Below are 22,162 nucleotides of genomic sequence, written 5' to 3' on the forward strand. Positions count from 1 at the left end.
CCTGAATACACAGCCTAGACGAGCCCACCGACAGTCTCGGGCCATGAGAGCCGAGGCTCAGTGCCACCCACGCCCATAATCCCGCCGCCCCATCCGCGGCGGTCGCGGCGGCCGCCCGTGATGCCCATGCCCACGCCCCCGCTGATCATGCTTCCAATCCTCCCCAAAGAGCGCGCCCCCCACTCCCGTAAGCGCGATCGGCAGGAAAATGATCGGCCACCCGACCATGCCAGTGACCAACAACGCGATTCCCCCCAACCAGGCAAGCGGAATCAACGCAGCAAACAGCCGCTGCGCCAGTGGCCGATCCGCCCACTCGGCAGGCGCACTCGGCTTCACCACAACAGGCGCAGGAGCAGGAGCCACCGGTACCCCAGGCTTGGGCGCGGGCAGATCGCCGAACAGCGCCACCAGCTCCCCCTGTGTCCGCGCCGTCGTGATCTTCGCGCTGCGGTCGCCGTACTCGTCGACCGACAGCCGACCCAGACTCATGTGCTCACCGAGCGCGCGCAGCGCGTCCTCCCGCTCGGCATCGCCGATGCGCAGCTCGGACGGGGGATTCTCGTCGCTCACACCCCAGATCCTACGTACTCCGGACCGAGATCGGGCTGAGGTTTGTCTCAGCCGGAGATCTCACAGATCACAGTGCCGGTCGCCACCGTCTCCCCCGCCGCCACCGTCAGCCCGGTAACCGTGCCCGCTTTGTGTGCCGTGACCGGATTCTCCATCTTCATGGCTTCCAGCACCACGACCAGGTCCCCGGCGGCCACCGCCTGCCCCTCCGACACCGCGATCTTCACGATCGTCCCCTGCATCGGCGCCGCCACCGCGTCCCCCGACACCGCAGCGGCCCCCGCCACCGCCACCCGCTTCCGCGGCTTAGCCGCGACACCACCGCCGCCACCCACCGAGAACCCCGCGGGCAGCGAAACCTCCAACCGCCGCCCCCCAACCTCAACAACCACGTTCTGCCGGGGCTCGGCCTCCTCGGCAGCAGCGCCACCGCTGAACGGCGGGATCTGGTTGTCGAACTCCGTCTCGATCCACCGGGTGTGCACCCGGAACCCGTCCTCGTCCCCGATGAACGCCGGGTCCCGCACGACCGCCCGGTGGAACGGCACGACCGTCGCCATCCCCTCCACCACGAGCTCGTCCAACGCCCGCCGCGCCCGCGCCAGCGCCTGCGCCCGGTCCTCCCCGGTGACGATCACCTTCGCCAGCATCGAGTCGAACTGCCCGCCGATGACCGTCCCGGACTCCACGCCCGAGTCGACCCGCACACCCGGCCCGTCCGGCGCCCGCCACAGCGTGACCGTGCCCGGCGCGGGCAGGAAACCGCGGCCCGCGTCCTCGCCGTTGATGCGGAACTCGATCGAGTGGCCGCGCGGGGTCGGGTCCTCGGTGTGCCGCAGCCGCTCGCCCGCCGCGATCCGGAACTGCTCCAGCACCAGGTCGACACCCGCGGTCTCCTCCGACACCGGGTGCTCGACCTGCAGCCGGGTGTTGACCTCCAGGAACGAGATCGTGCCGTCCGTGCCGACCAGGTACTCCACGGTGCCCGCGCCGCTGTAGCCCGCCTCGCGGCAGATGGCCTTCGCCGACGAGTGGATCTCGGCGCGCTGGGCGTCGGTCAGGAACGGCGCCGGGGCCTCCTCGACCAGCTTCTGGTGGCGGCGCTGCAGCGAGCAGTCGCGGGTGCCGACCACGATCACGGTGCCGTGCTTGTCCGCGAGTACCTGCGCCTCGACGTGCCGCGGCTTGTCCAGGTAGCGCTCCACGAAGCACTCACCGCGGCCGAAGGCGGTCACCGCCTCGCGCACCGCAGAGTCGAACAGCTCCGGGATCTCGTCCAGCGTGCGGGCGACCTTCAGGCCCCGCCCGCCACCACCGAACGCCGCCTTGATCGCGACCGGGAGCCCGTGCTCCTCGGCGAACGCGATGATCTCCGCCGGACCGGACACCGGCTCCTTGGTCCCCGGCACCAGCGGGGCGCCCGCGCGCAGCGCGATGTGCCGGGCGGTCACCTTGTCGCCGAGGTCGCGGATCGCCTGCGGGTCCGGACCCACCCAGGTCAGCCCGGCGTCGATGACGGCCTGGGCGAACTCGGCGTTCTCGGACAGGAAGCCGTACCCGGGGTGCACCGCGTCCGCGCCGGACCGCTGCGCCACGTCCAGCACCTTCGCGATCGCCAGGTAGCTCTCGCCCGGGGTCGACCCGCCCAGCGCGAACGCCTCGTCGGCCAGCCGGGCGAACGGCAGGTCCCGGTCGGGGTCGGCGTACACCGCCACGCTGGCCAGCCCGGCGTCCCGGCACGCCCGGATCACCCGGACGGCGATCTCGCCCCGGTTGGCCACCAGGACCTTGCGCAGCGTTGTCGGGATCTGGGTCACGCCGGTTCCTCCCCGGGGATCGGTCGGGCTGGTCGGGAGTTTACGGATCCGGTGTTGGACCGGAACCGAGAGCAACCCCACAGTATCCAGCTACCCTGCCCCTGACACTGTCGGTCCAGGTTGTTCGTCGGAGGTACGCCCGTGGCCGGTCGCCGCGCCCCGACGACGCTCGTGCTCGTCATGGTCATCTGCGGCCTGGTGGTCGCCGCCTCGCTCACCGGGGCGGCGGTGCTGCGGGTCCGGACGGCACCGGTGCGCAGCGCGCCCGGCCCGACCGCCGAGGTCACCACGACCACCGACCCGACCACCTGCAGGCGCGACCCGTGCCAGGTGATCGGCACGACGAACCTCGGCGGCACCGTGGTCGAACTGGTGGCCGACTCCGGCGCCACCTCGGGCCGGGTGAAGATCCGCACCCCGGACGGGCAGCAGGTGATCGAGATGGCGGTCGCCGACCTCGGCATCACGCTGACCGCGGACTCGTTGCAGTGCGTGCCCGGCGTGGTCGCCGCCTGCCTGGTCCGCGGCGACGGCGACAAGGGCCTCGCCGGGCAGGTCGTGGTCGGCCGGTCGGACAAGTGGAGCCCGCTCAGCCGCGCCTTCATCTCCGAGGCGCGCTACCTGTCCCTGGTGAACGTCGACGGCGACACCGCGCCCGAGGTCGTCGCCGTGCAGCAGGACTGCGCGTCCGGCGCGGACTGCGCCAGGCGGCCGGTGTACGCGCAGGTGTTCGGCCTCGGCGGGCAGGAAGTGGGCTGCACCAAGCTGTACCAGCGGCTCGACCAGTTGCCCGGGTACCCGACGATCGAGCCCGCCCAGAACCAACTCCGCTCCTGCCCGTGACGCGGAACGGCCGCCCCGGAGCCCGGGGCGGCCGTTCCGTGCTTCCACTACGCGGAAACCAGTTCCTCGTCCTTGGTCCGCTGGGGTTCCTCGTCGCCGTCGAGCAGCGGGGGAGCGCTGGGCGCGTGCAGGACCTCGTCGTCGAGCAGGTCCTCACCGCGGGCGACCAGCACCGGCACGGTGATCTGACCGGCCACGTTCGTCGCCGTCCGGATCATGTCCAGGATCGGGTCGATGCTGTACACGATCGCCACGCCTGCCGCGACGACCTCGGTGGGCAGCCCGATCGTGCTCAACGTCAGCGTCAGCATGGTGAACCAGCCGGTGGTGCCCGCGGTGGCGAGCGCGCCGAACACGGCGACCAGCACGATCCCCAGGTACTGCCAGAAGCTCAACCGCACCCCGAACAGGTTCGAGATGAAGATCGTCGCGATGGCCGGGTACAGCGCCGCGCAGCCGTCCATCTTGGTCGTGGTGCCCAGCGGGACCGCGAACCCGGCGTACCCGGGGTCGACGCCGAGGTTCACCGCCGTCTGCCTGCTCAACGGCAGCGTCGCCCCGGACGAGCGGGACACGAACGCGAACTGCAGCGCCGTCCACGACTTCGCGAAGAACGTCACCGGGCTGACCCGGCCGACGAACCGCAGCAGGATCGGGTACACCACGAACAGCACCAGCAGCGCCGCGATGTACACCGACGCGATCAACGACAGCAGCGGCGTGAAGAACTGGTTGCCGTAGGTGGCGAACGCGGTGCCGATCAGCCCCAGCACACCCAACGGGGCCAACCGGATGATCCAGCCGAGCAGCTTCTGGATGATGTCGAACGCCGACCGGTTGAACGCCACGAACGGCGCCGCCCGCTCACCCAGCAGGTAGGTCGCGACCCCGACCAGCGCGGCGACGAACACGACCTGCAGCACGTCACCGTTGGAGAACGCGGCGAACACGTTCTCCGGCACCAGGTTGTTGATGACGGTCAGCCAACTGCCCTGCGTCCGGTCGGCCAGTTTCGCCACCGTCGCCGCGCTCGGCTGGACGTGCACCCCCTTGCCCGCGCCGCCGATCAGCCCGACCGCGATGCCGATCAGCACCGCGATCAGCGAGGTGGTGGCGAACCACAGCAGGGTCTTGCCACCCAGCCGCGCCGCCGTCCGCCCGCCGCCGAGCCCGCGCAAGCTGTTGACCCCCACCACGATGGCGGTGAACACCAGCGGGATCACGGTGAACTGCAAGAGGTTGGTGAAGATGTTGCCGATCGTCTTGAGCGTCGTGGTCAACCAGGCCGTGTCGGTTTGCTTGGCCACGAAGCCGAGCACGGCGCCGAGGACCAGACCCGCCAGCACGGTCAGTCCGAAGTAGAGGTTCCGGCGGTTCCTCGTCTCGGGTTGCGAAACGTCTGCGGACATTCGGGGACTCCCGGGGTTGGGTGGGGACTCACCCGATCCAACCAGCCAGTAGGGTGGAAACTTCCCCCTCTCACCTGGTGGAACGCCACAGCCCGGTGACGCTGACCCCCACCCGCCCCAACAACCGCCGGGTCAGCGGCAGGCTGATCCCGATCACACTCGACGGGTCCCCCTCGATCCCCTCGACGAACCACCCGCCCAGCCCATCCAGCGTGAACGCCCCCGCTACTCCCAACGGTTCCCCACTCGCGATGTACGCGTCGATCTCCTCCTCGGTCGGACTCCCGAACCGCACCACCGTCGACTCGGCGCCGATGGCCGTCTCGGTGATGACCCCATCCTCGACCCGCAACACAGCGTGACCGGTCAGCAGAACCCCCGTCCCCCCAACCATCTTCAACCACCGCCGCCGCGCAACCTCAGCCGTGTGCGGCTTCCCCACCAACTCCCCGTCGAAGTGCAACATCGAGTCACACCCCACCACCACAGCGGTATCCCCCTCCCGCACAACTTCCCGCGCCTTCGCCTCCGCCAACGCCACCACGACCCCCTCCGGCGTCGGCTCGACAAGCCCCCCCGCGATCGCGTCTTCGTCCACACCGGACACCCGCACCACCGGTTCAACCCCCGCCGCCCGCAACACACCAAGCCGGGCTGGGGACTGAGACGCAAGAATGAACTCCATTCGCGCAGGCTATTTCGGTACCCCCACACTTCGTCGCCCGGGTGCCCCAACCTCGCCGTGACTTGCTGTAGCGACCCGTGTTCGCGGAGTGCAACCCGTCTTCTTTCGGGTGTCCGACCCCCTTGAGGACCGAACCTGTCCGCATGGAGTCGTAGGGTCGGTTCGACACCGAGTCGAGCAGAGGACCAGAGATGAACACTCCGCTGGAGATCAGCCAGACCGCCACCTCAGACCTCGGCGGAGAGCGAGCCGACCTACTGCAGGCGCTAGCCGTACACCGGGGCTTCCTGCGTTTCACCGCCCAGGGCCTCACCGACGAGCAGGCGGCCCAGCAGAGCACAGTCTCAGCCCTGACGATCGGCGGCCTGATCAAACACGTGGCGGCCACCGAGGCCACCTGGTACCACTTCATGGCCGGTGGCCCCACCCAAATGGAAGCCAACTACGGCGACTGGGCCGACCAACACCGAATGAACCCCGGCGAAAAGCTGTCCGACTACCTCACGAACTACGCCGAAATCGCCACCCGAACCGACGACTTCATCAAGACCGCCGACCTCGACAAGGTGTGGCCCCTGCCCGTAGCCCCCTGGTTCGAGCCCGGCGGCACCCGCTCAATCCGCCGCTCAATCATCCACATCATCGCCGAAACCGCCCAACACGCCGGCCACGCCGACATCATCCGAGAAACCATCGACGGCCAACGAACCATGGGCTAACCACACACAAACCGCACATCAACGAAGCGCCACCCCCACACCGCGCGCCTCAAAAAGCCCACCCGTATCGACGAAGGCCGCCAGCCCACCCCGCGCGCCTCGAAACCCGCCGATCCCAACCGCCCGTTGTGGTGGAGTTGTTTTGTTTGGGGGGAGCGGTGGCCTAAGCCGGCTGGCGGGTAAGGCCACGCTTTCCAGTGGCCCCGCCTTTTTGCCTTACCCAGGCTGCCGCTAGGGGCCCCGAACAAAACAACTTCACCACAACGGGCACCACCGTTTTATCTGGCGCAATCCAGCGGCGTCGCCGAAGGCGACAAGCAGTCTACTTCAACAACGCCCGCGCCATCACCATCCGCTGAATCTGATTCGTCCCCTCATAAATCTGCGTGATCTTCGCATCCCGCATCATCCGCTCAACCGGAAAGTCCCGCGTATACCCCGCCCCGCCAAACAACTGAACAGCATCAGTCGTCACCGCCATGGCAGTATCCGAAGCAAACGTCTTCGCCGCAGAGGAAGCGAACGAAGCATCCGCCTCCCCCCGCTCCACCTTCATCGCCGCCGCATACACCAAATGCCGCGCAGCCTCAATCTTCATCCCCATATCGGCGATCATGAACTGCACCCCCTGGAACTCCGCGATCGCCTTCCCAAACTGCTTCCGATCCTTCACATACGCCACCGTCGCATCCAACGCCCCCTGTGCAAGCCCCAACGCCTGTGCCCCAATCGAATGCCGCGTGTGGTCCAGCGTCCGCAAAGCCAACCGCAACCCCTGCCCCGGCTCCCCAATCACCCGATCAGCAGGAATCGTGCAGTCCTCGAAGTAGATCTCCCGAGTCGGCGACCCCTTGATCCCCAGCTTCCGCTCCTTCGGCCCCACCGAGAAGCCAGGATCATCCCGGTGCACCATGAACGCCGAAATCCCGTCCGCGGGCTTGGCGGCCGAAGGATCCGACACCGCCATCACCGTGTACCACGACGACTCCCCGGCGTTCGTGATCCAGCACTTCGTCCCGTTGAGCACCCACTGGTCCCCGTCGAGCCGCGCCCGGCACCGCATCGACGCCGTGTCCGACCCCGCTTCCCGCTCCGACAGCGCGTACGACGCCATCTCCCCGGCGGCGATCGCGGGCAGCACCTGCTGCTTGAGCCCTTCGCTGCCGCCCAGGATCAGGTTCATCGTGCCCAGCTTGTTCACCGCCGGGATCAGCGACGACGACCCGCAGACCCGCGCGACCTCCTCGATGACGATGTTCGTCGCCACCGAGTCCGCGCCCTGCCCGTCGTACTCCTCCGGGATGTGCGGTGCCGCGAACCCGGCCTTGGCCAGCGCCTTGAGCGCTTCGGCCGGGAAGCGTTCCTGCTCGTCGACGTCGACCGCGTGCGGCGCGATCTCCTTCTCGGCCAGGTCGCGCACCGCCTCGCGCAGCGCGTTGTGCTCGTCGCCGAGCTGGTAGAGCCCGAAGCCCGTGTCCACGGTTATTACCTCCCGGTAGCGCAGCATCCGGTCACGATGTTAGTACTCGTTCACATCGCTGTCCCCGTGTGCTTGTCCCCGTGTGCCGCGTCGCCCGCCCTCAGTCGATGAAACCGCCCGTCAACTGGAGCAGGAACAGGGCGATCCCGCTGACCACCGCGGTCACCGCGAACGATCCGGCGGCGCGGCCGACCGCCGTCCGGCCCGGTTGGGCCTGCGTCCACTGCCAGTACATGAGCAGGCCGCCGGGCAACATCGTCACGGGGTTGGCGAACAGCAGCAGGCTCCCCGGGTTCCACATGCTCCGGGGGGCGAGCAGTATCCCGGTGCACGTCACCAGCAGCACCCAGCCGACGCCGACCGTCCAGACCAGCAGTCGCGGCTCGTCCGCGGGCCGCGGTGCGGCGAACCCGCTGACCAGGGCCGCCACCAGCGCCAACCCGCCGACGATGACGAACACGGCGGTGTCGCGCTGCTCGCCGTCGCGCCACCACGGCAGGTCGGCGTTGACCTGGTCGAGCTGCGCCGTGGTCAGGCCGAGTTCACGTACGCGCAGGAAGGCGCTGGACGACTCGTGCCCGTAGTCGCCGATCATCGCCTCGCAGCCGAAGGGCTCGCTCTTGTAGACGGCGGAGCACTTGGCTTCCATGGCGTTGTCGGACAGGTAGGTCATGGTGAGCTGTAGCGGCGTACCCAGGGCTTTCGTCGTGCACGTCGCCGTGGCGTCTTGCCTTGTGCAGTCCAGGGACTCGTACGGGATCACGGCGCCGGTTTCGTCGCCATCGGTTTGAAGCACGACCTGGTAGATCTCTCGGTCCACCATGCTCGGCGCGATGGTGGTGGCGAGCAGCAACACCCCGGCCAACACCACCAGCACCCCGATCGGCACCGCGACCCGAACGGTGAAACGGGGAAGAACGACGGGTCTGGTCACGGACATTCCGGGCTCCTCGCCGACACCGAGCGCGACACCTGGGAATTCGCCCGGTTCCTCCCGCTGTTACCCGCGTCACCTGATCAGCCCACGGCGGTCAGCCCAGGGACGCGCGCAGGGTGGCGTCCTTCTCCAGCACCATCGCCGCCAGCGCGGCCTGGAACTCGGCGATCCGCGCGCGCAGCTCCTCGTCCGCCGCCGCCAGGATGCGCACCGCGAGCAGACCGGCGTTGCGGGCACCCCCGACGGACACCGTCGCGACCGGGACCCCGGCGGGCATCTGCACGATCGAGAGCAGGGAGTCCATCCCGTCGAGGTACTTCAGCGGCACCGGCACCCCGATCACCGGCAGCACGGTGGCCGAGGCGACCATGCCGGGCAGGTGCGCCGCCCCGCCCGCGCCCGCGATGACCACCTTCAGGCCGCGGTCGGCGGCGGAGGTCGCGTAGTCGAGCATGCGCTGCGGCGTGCGGTGCGCGGACACGACGCTGACCTCGTGCGGCACGTCGAACTCGGCCAGCGCCTCGGCGGCCGCCCGCAGCACCGGCCAGTCGGAATCGCTGCCCATGATCACGCCGACGACGGGGGACTCGGTCACGTTCGTGCTCCTCGGAGGGGGGACTAGTGGATCTCGTAGCCGTCGAGCCAGACCCCGGTCGAGAGCCAGTGCGCGGCCAGCCGCGCCTTGCGCCGGGTCTCGTCGAGGTCGTCGCCGAGGAACGTCACGTGCCCGACCTTGCGGCCGGGGCGCTCCTGCTTGCCGTAGTAGTGCGGTCGCGCGTCCCGGAACCGGGCGAACAGGTGGTGCAGCCGCTCGTCGACCCGCATCGCGGGCGCCTCCGCGGCGCCAAGCACGTTCGCCATCACCACGACCGGGGCCACCTGGTCGGTCGCGCCGAGCGGGTAGTCCAGGACGGCGCGCACGTGCTGCTCGAACTGCGAGGTCAGCGCGCCCTCGATGGTCCAGTGGCCGGAGTTGTGCGGCCGCATCGCCAGCTCGTTGACGACGATGCCGTCGTCGGTCTCGAACAGCTCGACCGCCAGCACCCCGACGACACCCAGCTCGTCGGCGACCCGCAGCGCCAGGTCCTGGGCGCGGTCGGCCAGATCCGGGGCCAGGTCGGGCGCGGGGGCGATGACCTCCACGCAGATGCCGTCGACCTGCACGGTCTGCACGACCGGCCAGCAGCCGCCCTGCCCGAACGGGGACCGGGCGACCAGCGCGGCCAGCTCGCGGCGCATCGCGACCCGCTGCTCGACCAGCAGCGGCGTCCCGGCGTCGAGCAGTTCGGCGACGGTCCCGGCGGCCTCGGTCGCGTTGTCGAGCATCCACACGCCGCGCCCGTCGTAGCCACCGCGCGCGGCCTTGAGCACGCACGGCCAGCCCTCGGCGTCACCGAACTTGATCACGTCGTCGACCGCGGTGACCTCGGCGAACGCCGGGACCGGCAGGCCGAGCGCGGCCAGTTTGCGGCGCATCACCAGCTTGTCCTGGGCGTGCACCAGCGCGTCCGGCCCCGGGTGGACCTTCACCCCGGCGGCGACCAGCGCGCGCAGGTGCTCGGTCGGCACGTGCTCGTGGTCGAAGGTGACCACGTCGACGCCCTTGGCGAACTCGCGCAGCGCGGCCAGGTCGGTGTGGTGCCCGAGGGTCACGTTCGGCGACACCAGCGGCGCGGGCTCGTCCGCGGCCACAGCCAACACGTGCAGCGACTGCCCGAGCGCGACGGCGGCCTGGTGCGTCATCCGCGCCAGTTGCCCGCCGCCCACCATCCCGACCACGGGGAAACCGGTTCGTGCGTCCACGAGCAGGGGACTCTACCCACGCTCCGGCGCGGGCCGCGCTCTGGCTCTGGCCAGCAGGATCGCCCCCGCGACCAGCGGTACCAACAGGTAGGCGCTGCCGATGACGTACTCCGCCGCCGTCCACTGGAACTCGACGGCCTTCCCGTTGCGCATGGCCAAGAGCACGCAACTGGCGAATACGAGCACAACCGCCCCCACGGGCGCGGCGTTCGCCCACCGCACGCGTTCAGGCAACCGCGACAGCAGATAGACGACGAGTGGCACCACCCACACCCAGTGGTGTGACCAGGACACCGGGCTCACCAGCAACCCGAAGAAGGCGGAGATAAGAAGCGCCGGTAGCGGACTCGCCTTCCGCACCCACAACGCACAAGGGACCGCGAGTACTACCGCGATCGGTAGCACCACCTTCATCGACCAGTCGGCGTTGTCGGTCAGCCGCAGCACCAACCCGTTGAGCGACTGGTTCCCCGCCCAGTAGATCGGCCCGATCCGCTGCGGGTCCTGCACCGCTCGGCCCCAGAACTCGACGACGTCGTGCTGGTTCAGCAGGAACATGACCCCCTGCAGCACGACGAACGTCGCCACCGCCCGCCCAGCGTCCGCCCACCGCTTGATCAGCAACAGGTGCGCCACGAACACCAACGGCGTCAACTTCACCGCCGCCGCCACCCCGACCAGCACACCGCCCGCCCGGCTGCCCCGCGCGCCGAGCACCAGGACGTCGGCGACCACCAACGCCATCAACACGATGTTGATCTGCCCCAGGAACACGGTCCGCCACACCGGCTCCAACCCCACCAGCAGCACACCGAGGACGACGGCCGTCTTGTCCGGCTCCAGCCACCCCGGCCGCCCCGGCACCGCCCGCACCGCCGTCTTGATCACCCAGGTGAGCAACAGCAACGACACCGCCGCCAACAACCCCCAGGCGACCTGCGTCGGCACCGCCGCCAACGGCACGAACAACAACGCCGCCGTCGGCGGGTACGTGAACGGCAACCTCGCCCAAGAGGGCTCCGCGCTCAACGCCATCCGGTCGTACAGCGGCTCCCCGTGCACCAACGCCACCGCACCCGACCGGTAAACGGCGTTGTCCACCCCCAGGTGCCACCCCAACAGCCACCCGACAACCCCAACCAGCACAAACGCCGCAGGCAGCACAAACGCCACCCACGACGTCCGCTCACGCAGGGCTAACCCGGTCACACCCCCAGCCAACCATGCTCCGCCACACGCGGAGCGGGACGGTGGCTCATGCCCGGCTGATGTCCCGCAGCAGCGCCATCGCCGGGGTCTCGCTGGACGGGAGGCGTTGGACGCGGATCTCCGGGAGGGCGGCGGCGCCGAGGTCGGGGTCGACCTCCAGCCGGTCCTTGATCAGGAGGCGGGCGTCGGAGGTGCGTTCGGCGAGGCGGCTGTCGCGTTCGGTGAGGACGACGGCGACGGACGGGCCGAGGACGGCGACGCTCTCCCCACCGTCGAAGACGGCACGCAGGACGTCACCGACCAGGACCATCGCCATCATGCGGGACCAGCCCGACACGGCCGCCAAGTCCAGGGTGGCGACGAGCAGCACGTACCGGTGCGACGGGCAGTACCCCTTCCGGCGGCCCTCCGCGTAGATCTCCCCGAGGCGCACCCGCAGGTAGTCCGCGTTGGCCTGACCGGACAGCGTGTCCGTCACGTCCCCGGCGTTCAGCCTGCTCAGGGCCGCGTCGGCCCAGGCGAGGGCGGCGGCGCGGGTCAGCGCCGACGGGGTTTCGTCGGGGTCGGGGCAAACCGAGGCCTCACCCGGCGCCGAAACAACGGCGTGCAGCGCGGCGAGGTCGGCGAGGGTCTCGTCCAGGTCGGCCCCGGCGAAGGCACGGGCTCTGGCGAGGTCGCCGAGGGCGGCGGGCAGGTCGCCGCCGTCGAGGACGGTGGCGCACACCTCGTCGACCTCCGGGGCGCCCCAGTCGCTGGGGAAGCGCCAACCGGCGCGGAGGCTGGCCGTTCGCCACCGGGCGCGCAGCTCGTGCAGCGCACGGTCAGTACCTTCAGCTGTATCGCGGCGCCGCCGCGAGTCCGCTTCTCGTACCGCCACAGCTTCGAGTCCCTTCGCCGCTTTCCGAAGAGGAAGACGCGGCTCGGTTGCGGTTGTGACGCGAAACGGGTGAATCGATGGTGCGAAAAGCAATCTCCCCCGCCTGAGTGATGCGTGACGTTACGGTGAGCATCAGTCACACTTGGTGGCGACGCGGGGGTGGCCGAGTCTGAGGGGAGCGCAGTGTCGACGGTTCCGGCCGAGGCCGAAGGCCCGAGCGACGCCGAGTTGATCGCGGCGGTGCGGGCGGGGAACACGGCGGCCTACGGTTCCCTCTACGAGCGGCACGCGGGTGCGGCGCGCAACCTGGCGCGGCAGTTGGCCAGGTCCGCCGCCGAGGCGGACGACCTCGTGTCGGAGGCGTTCGCGAAGGTCCTGGAGACGCTGCGGCAGGGCAGGGGGCCAGACGCGGCGTTCCGCGCGTACCTGCTGACGGCGCTGCGGCACACCGCCTACGACAAGACCCGGCGAGACCGCCGTCTTGAGCTCTCCGACGACCTGACGCAGGTCAGCGGCATCAGCCAGGACGCGGTAAGCGTCCCGTTCGCCGATACTGCCGTCGCCGGCCTGGAGCGGTCGCTGGCCGCGCGGGCGTTCCAGCGGCTGCCGGAGCGGTGGCGCGCGGTGTTGTGGCACACCGAGATCGAGGGCCAGTCGCCCGCCGAGGTGGCGCCGTTGCTGGGGCTGACCCCGAACGGCGTGTCTGCGCTGGCGTACCGCGCCCGTGAGGGCCTCAAGCAGGCGTACCTGCAGGTCCACCTCGCGGAGAGCGCCGACCAGCGGTGCCGGGCGACGGCGGACCGGCTCGGCGCGTGGGTGCGCGGCGGCCTGTCCAAGCGGGAGAAGGCCCAGGTCGAGGCCCACCTGGACGAGTGCGACCGGTGCCGGGCGCTGGCCGCCGAACTGGCCGACGTCAACAGCGGCCTGCGGTTGTTCATCGCGCCGCTGGTGCTCGGTCCGCTCGCCGTCGCCGGTTACCTCGCCGCCGCCAAGTCGACCTCCGCGGCGGCAGTGGCGGGTAGCGCTGCGGCCGCTGGAACCACCGCCGTTGGGACTACCGCGGCTGCCGGGAGCAGTGGGTCCAGCGGGGCTCTTGGCGCGATTTCGAGCGTTCCCCGGCAGGTCGTCACGGCGGCGGTTTCAGGGGCCGCGTTGGTGGCCGCCGTCGTCGTCGGACTCGTGGCGGCGCCGAACCACGCCCAGGTGCCGACAGCGGCCACCAGCCAAGTGCCGACGTCCACCACCCGCGCGCCCCGCACCACCGCGCCACCCCAGGTCCCCCCAGCCACCACAGAGCCAACAACCACAGAGCCAACGACCACTACGCCGGAACCCACCACCACGACTCCGGCTCCCACGACCACCGCCGAGCCGACAGAGCCCACGACAACGACCCCAGTACCCACGACGACCACCAGCGAGCCGACCGCAACGACCGCACCCGAGCCGACGACCACGACGACCCCGCCGCCGCCCGGCACGCCCAGGTTGTCCGCGTCCGGCCCGAGTGGTCCGGTGTCGCTCAAGCCGGGTACCCCGACCGAGGTCCCGATCACCGTCAGCAACGCGGGCACCGCCGTGTCCGAGCCGGTCGTCGCCGTGCTCCCGCTGCCGACCGGTGTCCGCGCCGAACCCGGTCCGGCGAGCCTGGCAGGCCCCCGGATGCTGCGCCTGGACCTGCTGAGCACCACCATCGACTGCCCCGGCGGCACCGGCCGGGTCGTCTGCGGCACGAACCGCGGCCTGGCGCCGGGGGAGACGATCACCCTGGTCTACCGGCTGGTCGCCGAGGACACCCAGATCACGGCGCAGATCGCCGGGACGCTCACCGCGGGCACCGAGGTGTCGTTGGACTTCGTGATCGGCATCGAGGTCACCCCGCTGCCCGACGGCGTCGACATCTCCGGCGCCGTGGTCGAGGAGCCGGGCGTGGACCACAGCCGGGAGACGCGGGTCGTGGCGACGGCGACCAACACCGGCGAGAGCTCCAAGGCGGTGGCGGTCACCTTCGACCGACGGGTCCGGTTCATCGCCGCGACGCGGGAGGTGGTCTGCACGACCGGCGCCGATTTCGTCAACTGCGTGTCCACCGCGCCGCTGCCACCCACCGAGAAGATCGACATCAGCGTCGGCATCGCCCGCAAGGGCGGCGGCACCGAGGAGGAGCGCGGCGGTCGGCGCAAGCTGGTGATCCGCGCGGCCCTCGGCGACGCGACCGACAGCACGACGGTGACGGTGCCGTGGTGGCCCGGCGACGACCACCACCCGCAGACCACATCCACCGAGCCGGAACCGACCACCGAGCCCGGGTCGACCCCGCCACCGGCAGGAACGACCCCGCCGACAACCACCACAGGCCCCACCGCGACCACCACGCCCGTGAAACCGCCCACGACGACCACCAAACCGCCCACCACGGCGCCGAACCCGACGACCACGACCACCACCACCCGGCCGACCGTGGTCCAGCAGCCGAAGCCGCTGATCAGCCTGGTGCTGTGCGTGCAGATCGGCCGGTCCGACCCGATGTGGCGGCTGCTGGGGTGCTGAGCGGTGAACAGGAAGTGACCGGCGCGACTGTGCGGGACGGCGAACGGGCCGCCCCCCACCAGGGTCGTTAGACTCCCCCGCCATGGCCATTGTGGAGACCTTGCTCGCCCGTCTGCCCCATCCGGTGCGGGCGCTGCTGGTCAAGCACCGCGAGCTGCTGAAGTTCGCGGTGGTCGGTGGCGTGTGCTTCGTGGTCACCAACGCGGTCAACTACGCGCTGAAGCTGACCGTGCTCAACCGCAACCCGGTGACCGCCCTCATCCTCGCGGTCATCGTGGCGACCATCGTGTCCTACGTGCTGAACCGCGAGTGGTCCTTCCGTGACCGCGGCGGCCGCGAACGCCCGCACGAGGCCGCGCTGTTCTTCCTGGTCAGCGGTATCGGCGTGGTCCTCAACGCGATGCCGCTGTGGGTGTCGCGGTACGTCTTCAACCTGGCCGTGCCGCACGTGACCCTGTTCACCCAGGAGGTCGCCGACTTCTGCTCCGGCATCATCATCGGCACCCTGGTCGCCATGGTGTTCCGCTGGTGGGCCTTCAAGAAGTGGGTCTTCCCGGACGCCGAGGCCCGGGTCCGCCCGCTCCACGTCGTCAACACCGACGACGAGCAGGCCGCCTGATCACCTGGGTGAGCGCTCGGTAGGCCACCGCACGCCGGGCACGTTCCCCGCCTTCGGCACCGGCAGGAACACCGTGAACGTCGCGGGCCGCGCCGTGGACAGCTCCAACCGGCCGCCGTCCGACTCCACCAGCGCCCGCGCCAGCGCCAAGCCGAGTCCCGTCGAACCGCCGCCGGACACGCCCCGCTCGAAGATGTGCGCCGCGAGCTCGTCCGGCACTCCCGCGCCCGCGTCGGTGACCTCGATGACGACGGTCTCACTGCCGCCGAAGGTCTCACCGCCGCGCGAGGACAGGGTGACGGTGCCGCTGCCGTGGCGCAGGGCGTTGTCCAGCAGCACGCCGATGGCCTCGCGCAGGCGGGCCGGGGTGACGCGCGCCATCACGCCGGGGGTCAGGCGCAGACGCAGGGAGCGGCTTTCGGCGCGCAGCATCTCGCGCCACTCGTCGGCGATGACGGTCAGCTCCCGGGCCAACTCGACGGGTTCGGCGTCGACGGCGCGGGCCTCGCGGGCGGCGGCCAACAGCTCGTCCAAGACCTCGGCGAGGCGTTCGGCCTGGTCAAGGGCCTCGCGGGCCTCGACGGCGGCATCCTCGTCGGAGACCATCGTCAGCGCCTCCAACCGCAGTTGCAGCGCGGTGAGCCTGCTGCGCAACTGGTGCGAGACGTCGCCGACCAGGTCGCGTTCGCGTTGGACGAGCTGGGCGAGCGCCGTGGCGGAGGCGTCCAGGGCCTCGGCCACCATGTCCAGCTCGTGCAGGTCGTAGCGGCCGCGGTCGAGCCGGAAGTCGCCCGCGCCGAGGCGACTGGCCCGGTCGGCCACGTGCAGCAGCGGCCGGGCCAGCCTGCGCGCGGTGACCATGGCGACCACCGTGCCCACGGTGACGGTCAGCGCGACCACCAGCGCGACCAGGGCGGCCACCTGGGTCTGCCGGGTGCGCATGCCCGCGGCGTCGATCTCCAGCCGCACCCGGCCCTGGCGCGACATGGGGACCTCCTCGGACACCATGTCCGGCACGGCGGCGGGCCCGAACGTGCGTTCCCGCTCCCGCTCGGTGGGCAGCGTCACGGTGAGCCGCCCGCCGATGGGCACGGCGAGCTGCACCTTCGTCAGGTCGATCTCCCGACCGTTGGCGATCTCGTCGTCCAGGGTCGCCGCGATCTGCTGCGCGCGCACCGTCAGGTCCTCACGGGTCACGCTCTCCACGACCTGCAGCGCCGTGTAGCCGAGCGGGATGCCCAACGCGCACGCGGTGACCGTCACCGCGAGCAGGATGGCGAGCAGGATGCGGCGGCGCACGGTTACTCGGCGTTGAAGCGGAACCCGACCCCGCGGACGGTGGCGATGCGCCGCTCGGTGGAGCGCGGGCCGCCCTCACCGAGTTTGCGGCGCAACCAGGACATGTGCATGTCCAGCGTCTTGCTGGTCTTGAGCTCCGGGTCGCTCCACACCTCGGTCAGGATCTCCTCCCGGGTCACCACCTGACCGGCGCGCTGGATGAGCACGCGCAGCAGCTCGAACTCCTTGTTCGCCAGGGTGATCTCGGCGCCGTCCACCGTGACGACCCGGGCGGCGAGGTCCATCCGCACCCCGTTGACGTCGATGGCGCCCGGCGCCTGCCTGCGCAGCAGGGCCCGGATCCGGGCCAGCAGCTCGGCCAGCCGGAACGGCTTGGCCACGTAGTCGTCGGCGCCCGCGTCCAGGCCGACCACGAAGTCGACCTCGTCGGCGCGGGCGGTCAGCATCAGCACCGGGATGCCCCGCCCCGCCGCGCGTAACCGGCGACACACGTCCAGCCCGTCGATCCCGGGCAGCCCGAGGTCGAGTACGAGCAGGTCGGGGTGGCCGGTGGAGGCCACCTCCAGTGCGGAGTGGCCGTCTCCGACGACCCGCACCTCATACCCCTCCCGGTTCAGTGCACGGGAGAGGGGATCCGCGATGGCCACGTCGTCCTCGGCCAGCAACACCACGCTCACGTCCCCCAGGGTAGGCGTGACACGATCGCGCCCGTGTCAAGCGACGACCTGACTTCTGCCCTCCGGTTGGCCGACACGGCCGACGCGCTCACCCGGTCCCGGTTCCTGGCGGCCGATCTGGTGGTCGAGCGCAAGCCCGACCGGTCCCCGGTGACCGACGCCGACACCGCCGTCGAGGACGCGGTCCGCGCGCTGCTCGCCGACGCGCACCCCGGTGACGCGGTGGCGGGCGAGGAGCGCGGCGGTGCCGTGGGCGCCGGTCGGGCCTGGGTGCTCGACCCGATCGACGGGACGAAGAACTTCCTGCGCGGCGTACCCGCCTGGGCGACCCTCATCGCCCTGGTCGTCGACGGGTTCCCGACCGTCGGCGTGGTCAGCGCGCCCGCGCTCGGCAGGCGGTGGTGGGCCGCGCGGGGCGAAGGGGCCTGGGTGAGCCGGGACGGCGCCGCGCCGGAGCGGATCTCGGTGTCCGGGGTCCGGTCCCTGGAGGACGCCTACCTGTCCACCACCCACCTCGGGTCATGGGTCGAGCACCACTCCCGTGAGAGGTATCTCTCCCTGGTGGACGCCTGCTGGGAGAACCGGGCGTTCGGCGACTTCTGGCAGCACTGCCTGGTCGCCGAGGGCGCCATCGACCTGGCCGCCGAGGCCATCGTGAACCCGTGGGACGTGGCCGCGCTGCAGGTACTGGTCGAGGAGGCCGGTGGCCGGTTCAGCGACCTGTCCGGCGCGGCCCGGTTCGACGGCGGCTCGGTGCTGACGTCGAACGGCCACCTGCACGACGCGGCGCTAGGCCTGCTCGGCGACCGGTAGCACGCCGACGACACCCCGTACGACTTGCGACCAGGTGAGCCTGCCGAACAGGTAGTGGCAGGCCACCTGCTCGTTGGTGAACCGGGCCCAGTCGTAGCGGTTGCCCTGCTCGCGCCAGAACACCTCCCAGCCGTTGTTGTCCTGCAGCAGGCACCACGTGTTGTCGGCCTCTTCGCCGAGCGACACGACCTCGGCCGGTACGCCTATCGCGGCGAGTAGCCCGACGATCGACTCGGTGTTCACGGGGTTTCCTCCAGCAGACCCAGGGCCACGAGCTCGGCGGCGGAGTGGGTGGCCCGGTAGCGCTCACCACCGCCGGACTGACCGAACCAGGACGCCGACACGGCCTGCCACACCGGCAGCGGCCGCAGCACCCGGTAACGGCGGTAGCCGGCGTCAGCGTGGGCGGGCGGCAGCGACCGGTACGCGAACGGCGTGGCGTCCGCGCTGAACACGCGACCGTTGACGGTGCCGAACCTGTCGAGCACGGTTCCCTCGGTCAACACGACTGCCTCACCGGCCTCTACACCGCCTTCGGGATAGAGCTCACTGGGCGGCCACGCGTACTCGGTGGTCTGCGACGCGTTCGGGTCGTACAGGCGGACGAGGTATTTGCGGTCCCAGTCGCGTTCGTGCATGCCGCCGAGCGGGTCGTAGGTCCTGAGCAGGTCCAGCGCGCCGCGGCCAGGGGTCGGTGCGCGGTGCGGGACCGGGGTGGCGCCATCCGCCAGTTCGGACCTGGGGTGGTCGCCCGGCGGGAACCGCAGACCGGCCGCGTAGTCGACGTCTTCGGCGGGCGGCGGAACCTGCGTGGCGGGCTCGCCCGTGACGACCGGGAGGTGCCCGATCGGGAACATCTGCGCCAGGAACAGCCCGATCGCCGCGTCGTCCGCGGACTTGTCCGGCCTACTGCCCGCGGTGGCCGCGACGGCTGCCTTACCCCCGTCAGGTGGCTGCTGGGCCACACCCGACAACCTGCCCGAGCCGGGCTTGCCCGAATCGCCGCCCGCCTCACCGGGCCTACCGGACTTGACCGCGTCACCCGGCTTACCGGCGTCGACGGGCTTACCTGGCTGGGCGGGGTCACCGGCCTTGCCTTGCTGAGCGGGACTACGGGTGTCGCCTGTCTTGCCTTGCAAGGCGTCGCTGATCCGGCCGGGCCGCGGGTCGGTCTTGGTGGTCAGGTCGGCGGCGAGTCGTCCACCCGGCTCACCAGGTTCGCGGGGCAGTCCCGTTCTGTCGCCGCCGAACCCACCGGCCTTGGCCGACCGGGCGCCGGATTGCCCGCGGCCGGGCTCCCCGGTCCGGGCCGTCTCCTCGGCGGACTGGGCGCCGGGTGTGGACCGGGTCGACGCCCGCTTGGACCGCTCCGTCTGCTCCGGCTCGTCCAGCGGGGCACCGCCCGCCGAACCCCCTTGAGCGGGGACGCCGAGCATGCCGGGGGAGACCGGTCGCGGCGCGGTCGGCAGGCCCGCGCCGGGCAGGCTGGCGGCCGTCGGGGTCCCACCGAAGTTGACCCCGCTGAGCCGACCACCGAGCGGCGAACCACCGGACTGGAACGGCACACCACCACTGGGGGGTTGCGTAGTGCTTACCGGCTGAGAGGTGCTTACGGTGCCGCCCGGTTGAACCGTCGTACTACCCGGCTGCTGCGTGCCGGTAAGAGGGGCGGTAGCCGGGTCGAGCACGACAGCGGAAGCGGCCTGCACAGAGTCGGTCGGCATCCCGACCGGCGGCTGCGGTAGGTCTACCGACACGTCCGGCACGTGCTGCGTCGGAACCGGAATCGCGCCGGTCACCGGTGGCACCGTCACCGGAGGTAGCTGCACGGGAGGCGTAGTGACCGGAGGCGCGATGGGCGGCGTCTGCGCCACCGGAGGCGTTTGCGCTACCGGGGCGTTGACGAGGATGTCCGTAGCCGGCTTGGTCACGTTGGTGACGATCGGCTTCAACGGATCGGCGACCGGTTCCGCGGCCGCCATGATCGGCTCCGTCGCGGCGGCCACCGTGTGCGTGACCGTGCTGACCGCGTGCCCGAGCGTGGCCTGGACGGCCTCGCCCAACTGGCCGGGCAGGAGCGCGCCGACCGTGGACTGCGCCGTCTTCACCACGGGGTTCAACAGGGCGGGCAACAACCCGGAGCCGATGGCACCGGTCGCGCCGGGGTTGGCGTTGATCAGGTCGTCGGTGAAGGTGATGTCCGGCCCGCGTTGCTGGACCGCGCTCAACAACGTGTTGTGGATGTGAGCGACGTTGACAGCCGTACCGCGAATGGCCACGGTCAGACCTAAGAGCGCGGTTCGGTTCCCCGTAGCAGCAGCGGCGTTCGCGGCGTCGGCGTTCTTCCGCAGGTTGGTCAGGGCCTGCACGATCCGGTGCTTGGCCGCGGTGACCTGATCCGCCGCGTGGGACAACCGGTCCGCGGCGGCGGCGCAGCCCCGCACAGTCGCGTGGAAGTGACTGCTGTCGCCGTCGACGAACTTGGACCAGTGCCGCGAAGCGGCGTCGGCGGCGTCACCGTGGAAGGTGGACAACGTCGAGTGCGCGGTGCTGTCCGCGTCACCCGCGAGAGCGGCCACCCGGGTGCCCGCCTCCCGCCAAGCCGACGCGGACGCGCGCATCTTGTCCTCGTCGGCCTCCGGCCAGCGCACCCCGGCGGCCTTCGCGACATCAACCAGATCAGCGGGCAGCTCGAACCCCATGACGATCCCCTAGGCGTCGAGAACTCGGGCGTTGTGCTCGTCAGTGCGTTGGTACGAACGGGCGGTCGCACGAAACCGACCACCCACGTCGCCGAGTTGACCGGGCAACGCGTCCAGCGCCGCCAGCACCTCGTCGGCCGACGGCGTGTGCGTCGCGGCGAACCGCTGACCCACGTCATCGCCGCCCCAACACTGGCCGTTGGCAGCGAGCTGGTCGGCCAACGCGCGGTGGATCGCGCCGACCCGGTCAGCCAGCCCGTCGAACTCACCCGCGCGCCGCGCGAGCAACTCCGGGTCCGCCTCGAACCTGTCCATCACGGCCTCCCCGCGTCCGGCTCCAGCCAGGCGACGTTCTCGTAGCTCTCCTCTTCGACCGGCGGCGTGATCTCCTCTTGCCGCAGATCGGCGGTGCCGTTGAGCAATGCTTCCGGGTCGGTGCCCTGGGGCAGCACGGGTGTCACCGCGTGGCTCGCCGCGTTCGCAGCCTGGGCATCGGCCGCGGCGGTGGTGCGCAGGATGACGGCGGCCAACTCGGCGGGACGGTAGACGCGGTAGGCGTCGTCGCGCAGGTGAAGTGCGGTGAGGACACCCTGGGCGGAGACGGTGGCGGTGACCACACCGCACGGACTGGTCGCGGACTCGCGAATGGCGGCAAGCGCGCGGTGAACCTCGGCGAGCTGGTCCCGGCTGCGCTGGTACTCGGCGATGAGATCATCGACTTGCGTGCGGTGATCGGTCATCACTGCCTCCCTCGACCCCCTCCGCGCCGACGACCGGGCATGTCCTGGCGCGCGCTTGGACGCGGTGTACCCGGTGGTGGTTCCCAGTCAATCAGGTGATCGCGTCGGGGCTGCTTGGGTGGTGTGGTGCGGTGGGGTTGGAGTGTCGGTGGGGTTGTCTAGGCTGTGTGTTCAGGGGCTCAGGTTCAGGTTGATCATGGTTCTTGGTTGGTGGGCGGATCTTGTCGGCGGGTCCGTTTAGGCTGTGTATTTGGGGGCTTTGTTCTCGGTTGATCTTGGTGTGAGGGGGCTCTGGGCCTCGGCTGCGCCTCGGGTTTCGGCCTGGTCGCCTGGCGGCGACGCCGGCCGCGGGCGCCAGATGAAAGCGGTGGTGCCCGTTGTGGTGAAGTTGTTTTGTTTGGGGCCCCTAG

The 22,162-nt window shown here is 70.7% G+C and carries 21 protein-coding genes; 5 read left to right on the forward strand and 16 right to left on the reverse strand.

From position 1 onward, the window contains the following. Window positions 1-57: 57 nt before the first annotated feature. Together H504_RS36335 and H504_RS0122090 are read right to left on the reverse strand one after the other, a co-directional pair. A complete protein-coding gene (locus H504_RS36335) occupies window positions 58-573 on the reverse strand; it encodes a DUF1707 SHOCT-like domain-containing protein (RefSeq protein ID WP_051386123.1) in 516 nt (171 codons plus the stop codon). Between the two features lie 47 nt (window positions 574-620). Beyond that, entirely contained in the window at window positions 621-2,390 is a 1,770-nt protein-coding gene (locus H504_RS0122090) for an acetyl/propionyl/methylcrotonyl-CoA carboxylase subunit alpha (RefSeq protein WP_035305329.1), read from the reverse strand. 141 nt (window positions 2,391-2,531) lie between these two features. On the opposite strand from H504_RS0122090, the gene H504_RS0122095 reads away from it, so the two are divergent. Further along, the gene (locus H504_RS0122095) at window positions 2,532-3,233 is read left to right on the forward strand and encodes a hypothetical protein (RefSeq protein WP_026424560.1); all 702 of its coding nucleotides are present in this window, start codon (window positions 2,532-2,534) and stop codon (window positions 3,231-3,233) included. A 47-nt stretch (window positions 3,234-3,280) separates the two neighbouring features. Here the strand turns inward: H504_RS0122095 and H504_RS0122100 are convergent, their stop codons facing one another. Then, window positions 3,281-4,642, reverse strand: a complete 1,362-nt coding sequence (locus H504_RS0122100; protein WP_026424561.1) for a dicarboxylate/amino acid:cation symporter — start codon at window positions 4,640-4,642, stop codon at window positions 3,281-3,283. A 70-nt stretch (window positions 4,643-4,712) separates the two neighbouring features. Next, window positions 4,713-5,327, reverse strand: a complete 615-nt coding sequence (locus H504_RS0122105) for a Maf family protein (RefSeq protein ID WP_026424562.1) — start codon at window positions 5,325-5,327, stop codon at window positions 4,713-4,715. Window positions 5,328-5,518: 191 nt separating this feature from the next. Here H504_RS0122105 and H504_RS0122110 point away from each other — a divergent pair, with 191 nt between their 5' ends. Further along, window positions 5,519-6,046, forward strand: coding sequence for a DinB family protein (locus tag H504_RS0122110; RefSeq protein ID WP_035305333.1), 528 nt, complete (start codon window positions 5,519-5,521; stop codon window positions 6,044-6,046). 322 nt (window positions 6,047-6,368) lie between these two features. On the opposite strand, the gene H504_RS0122115 is transcribed toward H504_RS0122110, so the two are convergent. The 6 genes from H504_RS0122115 to H504_RS36345 form a co-directional block, all read right to left on the reverse strand. Further along, the gene (locus tag H504_RS0122115) at window positions 6,369-7,553 is read right to left on the reverse strand and encodes an acyl-CoA dehydrogenase family protein (RefSeq protein WP_051386124.1); all 1,185 of its coding nucleotides are present in this window, start codon (window positions 7,551-7,553) and stop codon (window positions 6,369-6,371) included. Window positions 7,554-7,626: 73 nt separating this feature from the next. Then, complete coding sequence (locus H504_RS0122120; protein WP_026424565.1) at window positions 7,627-8,466, reverse strand: hypothetical protein; 840 nt, start codon at window positions 8,464-8,466, stop codon at window positions 7,627-7,629. A gap of 91 nt (window positions 8,467-8,557) precedes the next feature. Continuing rightward, window positions 8,558-9,028: a 5-(carboxyamino)imidazole ribonucleotide mutase gene (purE, locus tag H504_RS0122125; RefSeq protein ID WP_035305349.1), complete on the reverse strand. Its 471-nt coding sequence runs from the start codon at window positions 9,026-9,028 to the stop codon at window positions 8,558-8,560. Window positions 9,029-9,081: 53 nt separating this feature from the next. Continuing rightward, a complete protein-coding gene (locus H504_RS0122130) occupies window positions 9,082-10,266 on the reverse strand; it encodes a 5-(carboxyamino)imidazole ribonucleotide synthase (RefSeq protein ID WP_026424567.1) in 1,185 nt (394 codons plus the stop codon). Between the two features lie 12 nt (window positions 10,267-10,278). Continuing rightward, the gene (locus H504_RS36340; protein WP_035305336.1) at window positions 10,279-11,475 is read right to left on the reverse strand and encodes a glycosyltransferase 87 family protein; all 1,197 of its coding nucleotides are present in this window, start codon (window positions 11,473-11,475) and stop codon (window positions 10,279-10,281) included. Between the two features lie 46 nt (window positions 11,476-11,521). Beyond that, window positions 11,522-12,352, reverse strand: coding sequence for a hypothetical protein (locus tag H504_RS36345; protein ID WP_051386125.1), 831 nt, complete (start codon window positions 12,350-12,352; stop codon window positions 11,522-11,524). Window positions 12,353-12,535: 183 nt separating this feature from the next. Between H504_RS36345 and H504_RS36350 the strand changes: the two genes are divergently transcribed. Together H504_RS36350 and H504_RS0122150 are read left to right on the forward strand one after the other, a co-directional pair. Continuing rightward, window positions 12,536-14,902: a sigma-70 family RNA polymerase sigma factor gene (locus H504_RS36350; RefSeq protein ID WP_051386126.1), complete on the forward strand. Its 2,367-nt coding sequence runs from the start codon at window positions 12,536-12,538 to the stop codon at window positions 14,900-14,902. Between the two features lie 82 nt (window positions 14,903-14,984). Beyond that, window positions 14,985-15,521, forward strand: a complete 537-nt coding sequence (locus H504_RS0122150) for a GtrA family protein (RefSeq protein WP_026424568.1) — start codon at window positions 14,985-14,987, stop codon at window positions 15,519-15,521. On the opposite strand, the gene H504_RS0122155 is transcribed toward H504_RS0122150, so the two are convergent. Continuing rightward, on the reverse strand, window positions 15,522-16,820 hold the full coding sequence (locus tag H504_RS0122155; protein WP_026424569.1) for an ATP-binding protein: 1,299 nt from the start codon (window positions 16,818-16,820) through the stop codon (window positions 15,522-15,524). Window positions 16,821-16,822: 2 nt separating this feature from the next. Then, the gene (locus tag H504_RS0122160) at window positions 16,823-17,491 is read right to left on the reverse strand and encodes a response regulator transcription factor (RefSeq protein WP_026424570.1); all 669 of its coding nucleotides are present in this window, start codon (window positions 17,489-17,491) and stop codon (window positions 16,823-16,825) included. A gap of 39 nt (window positions 17,492-17,530) precedes the next feature. Between H504_RS0122160 and hisN the strand changes: the two genes are divergently transcribed. Next, entirely contained in the window at window positions 17,531-18,310 is a 780-nt protein-coding gene (gene hisN, locus H504_RS0122165; RefSeq protein WP_026424571.1) for a histidinol-phosphatase, read from the forward strand. Here the strand turns inward: hisN and H504_RS0122170 are convergent. The 4 genes from H504_RS0122170 to H504_RS0122185 are packed head-to-tail and all read right to left on the reverse strand — an operon-like array spanning window position 18,287 to window position 21,752. Then, window positions 18,287-18,553 (reverse strand): hypothetical protein, encoded by a 267-nt coding sequence (locus tag H504_RS0122170; protein ID WP_026424572.1) that lies wholly within the window; start codon window positions 18,551-18,553, stop codon window positions 18,287-18,289. The genes hisN and H504_RS0122170 overlap by 24 nt on opposite strands. Beyond that, entirely contained in the window at window positions 18,550-21,012 is a 2,463-nt protein-coding gene (locus H504_RS43270) for a TNT domain-containing protein (protein ID WP_051386127.1), read from the reverse strand. Before H504_RS43270 ends, H504_RS0122170 begins: the two co-directional genes overlap by 4 nt. A gap of 9 nt (window positions 21,013-21,021) precedes the next feature. Then, window positions 21,022-21,327, reverse strand: a complete 306-nt coding sequence (locus tag H504_RS0122180) for a WXG100 family type VII secretion target (RefSeq protein ID WP_035305339.1) — start codon at window positions 21,325-21,327, stop codon at window positions 21,022-21,024. After that, on the reverse strand, window positions 21,327-21,752 hold the full coding sequence (locus H504_RS0122185; RefSeq protein ID WP_035305342.1) for a YbaB/EbfC family nucleoid-associated protein: 426 nt from the start codon (window positions 21,750-21,752) through the stop codon (window positions 21,327-21,329). Before H504_RS0122185 ends, H504_RS0122180 begins: the two co-directional genes overlap by 1 nt. Window positions 21,753-22,162 lie beyond the last annotated feature (410 nt).

This window comes from Actinokineospora inagensis DSM 44258, assembly GCF_000482865.1.
GTDB classification, from domain to species: Bacteria; Actinomycetota; Actinomycetes; order Mycobacteriales; family Pseudonocardiaceae; genus Actinokineospora; species Actinokineospora inagensis.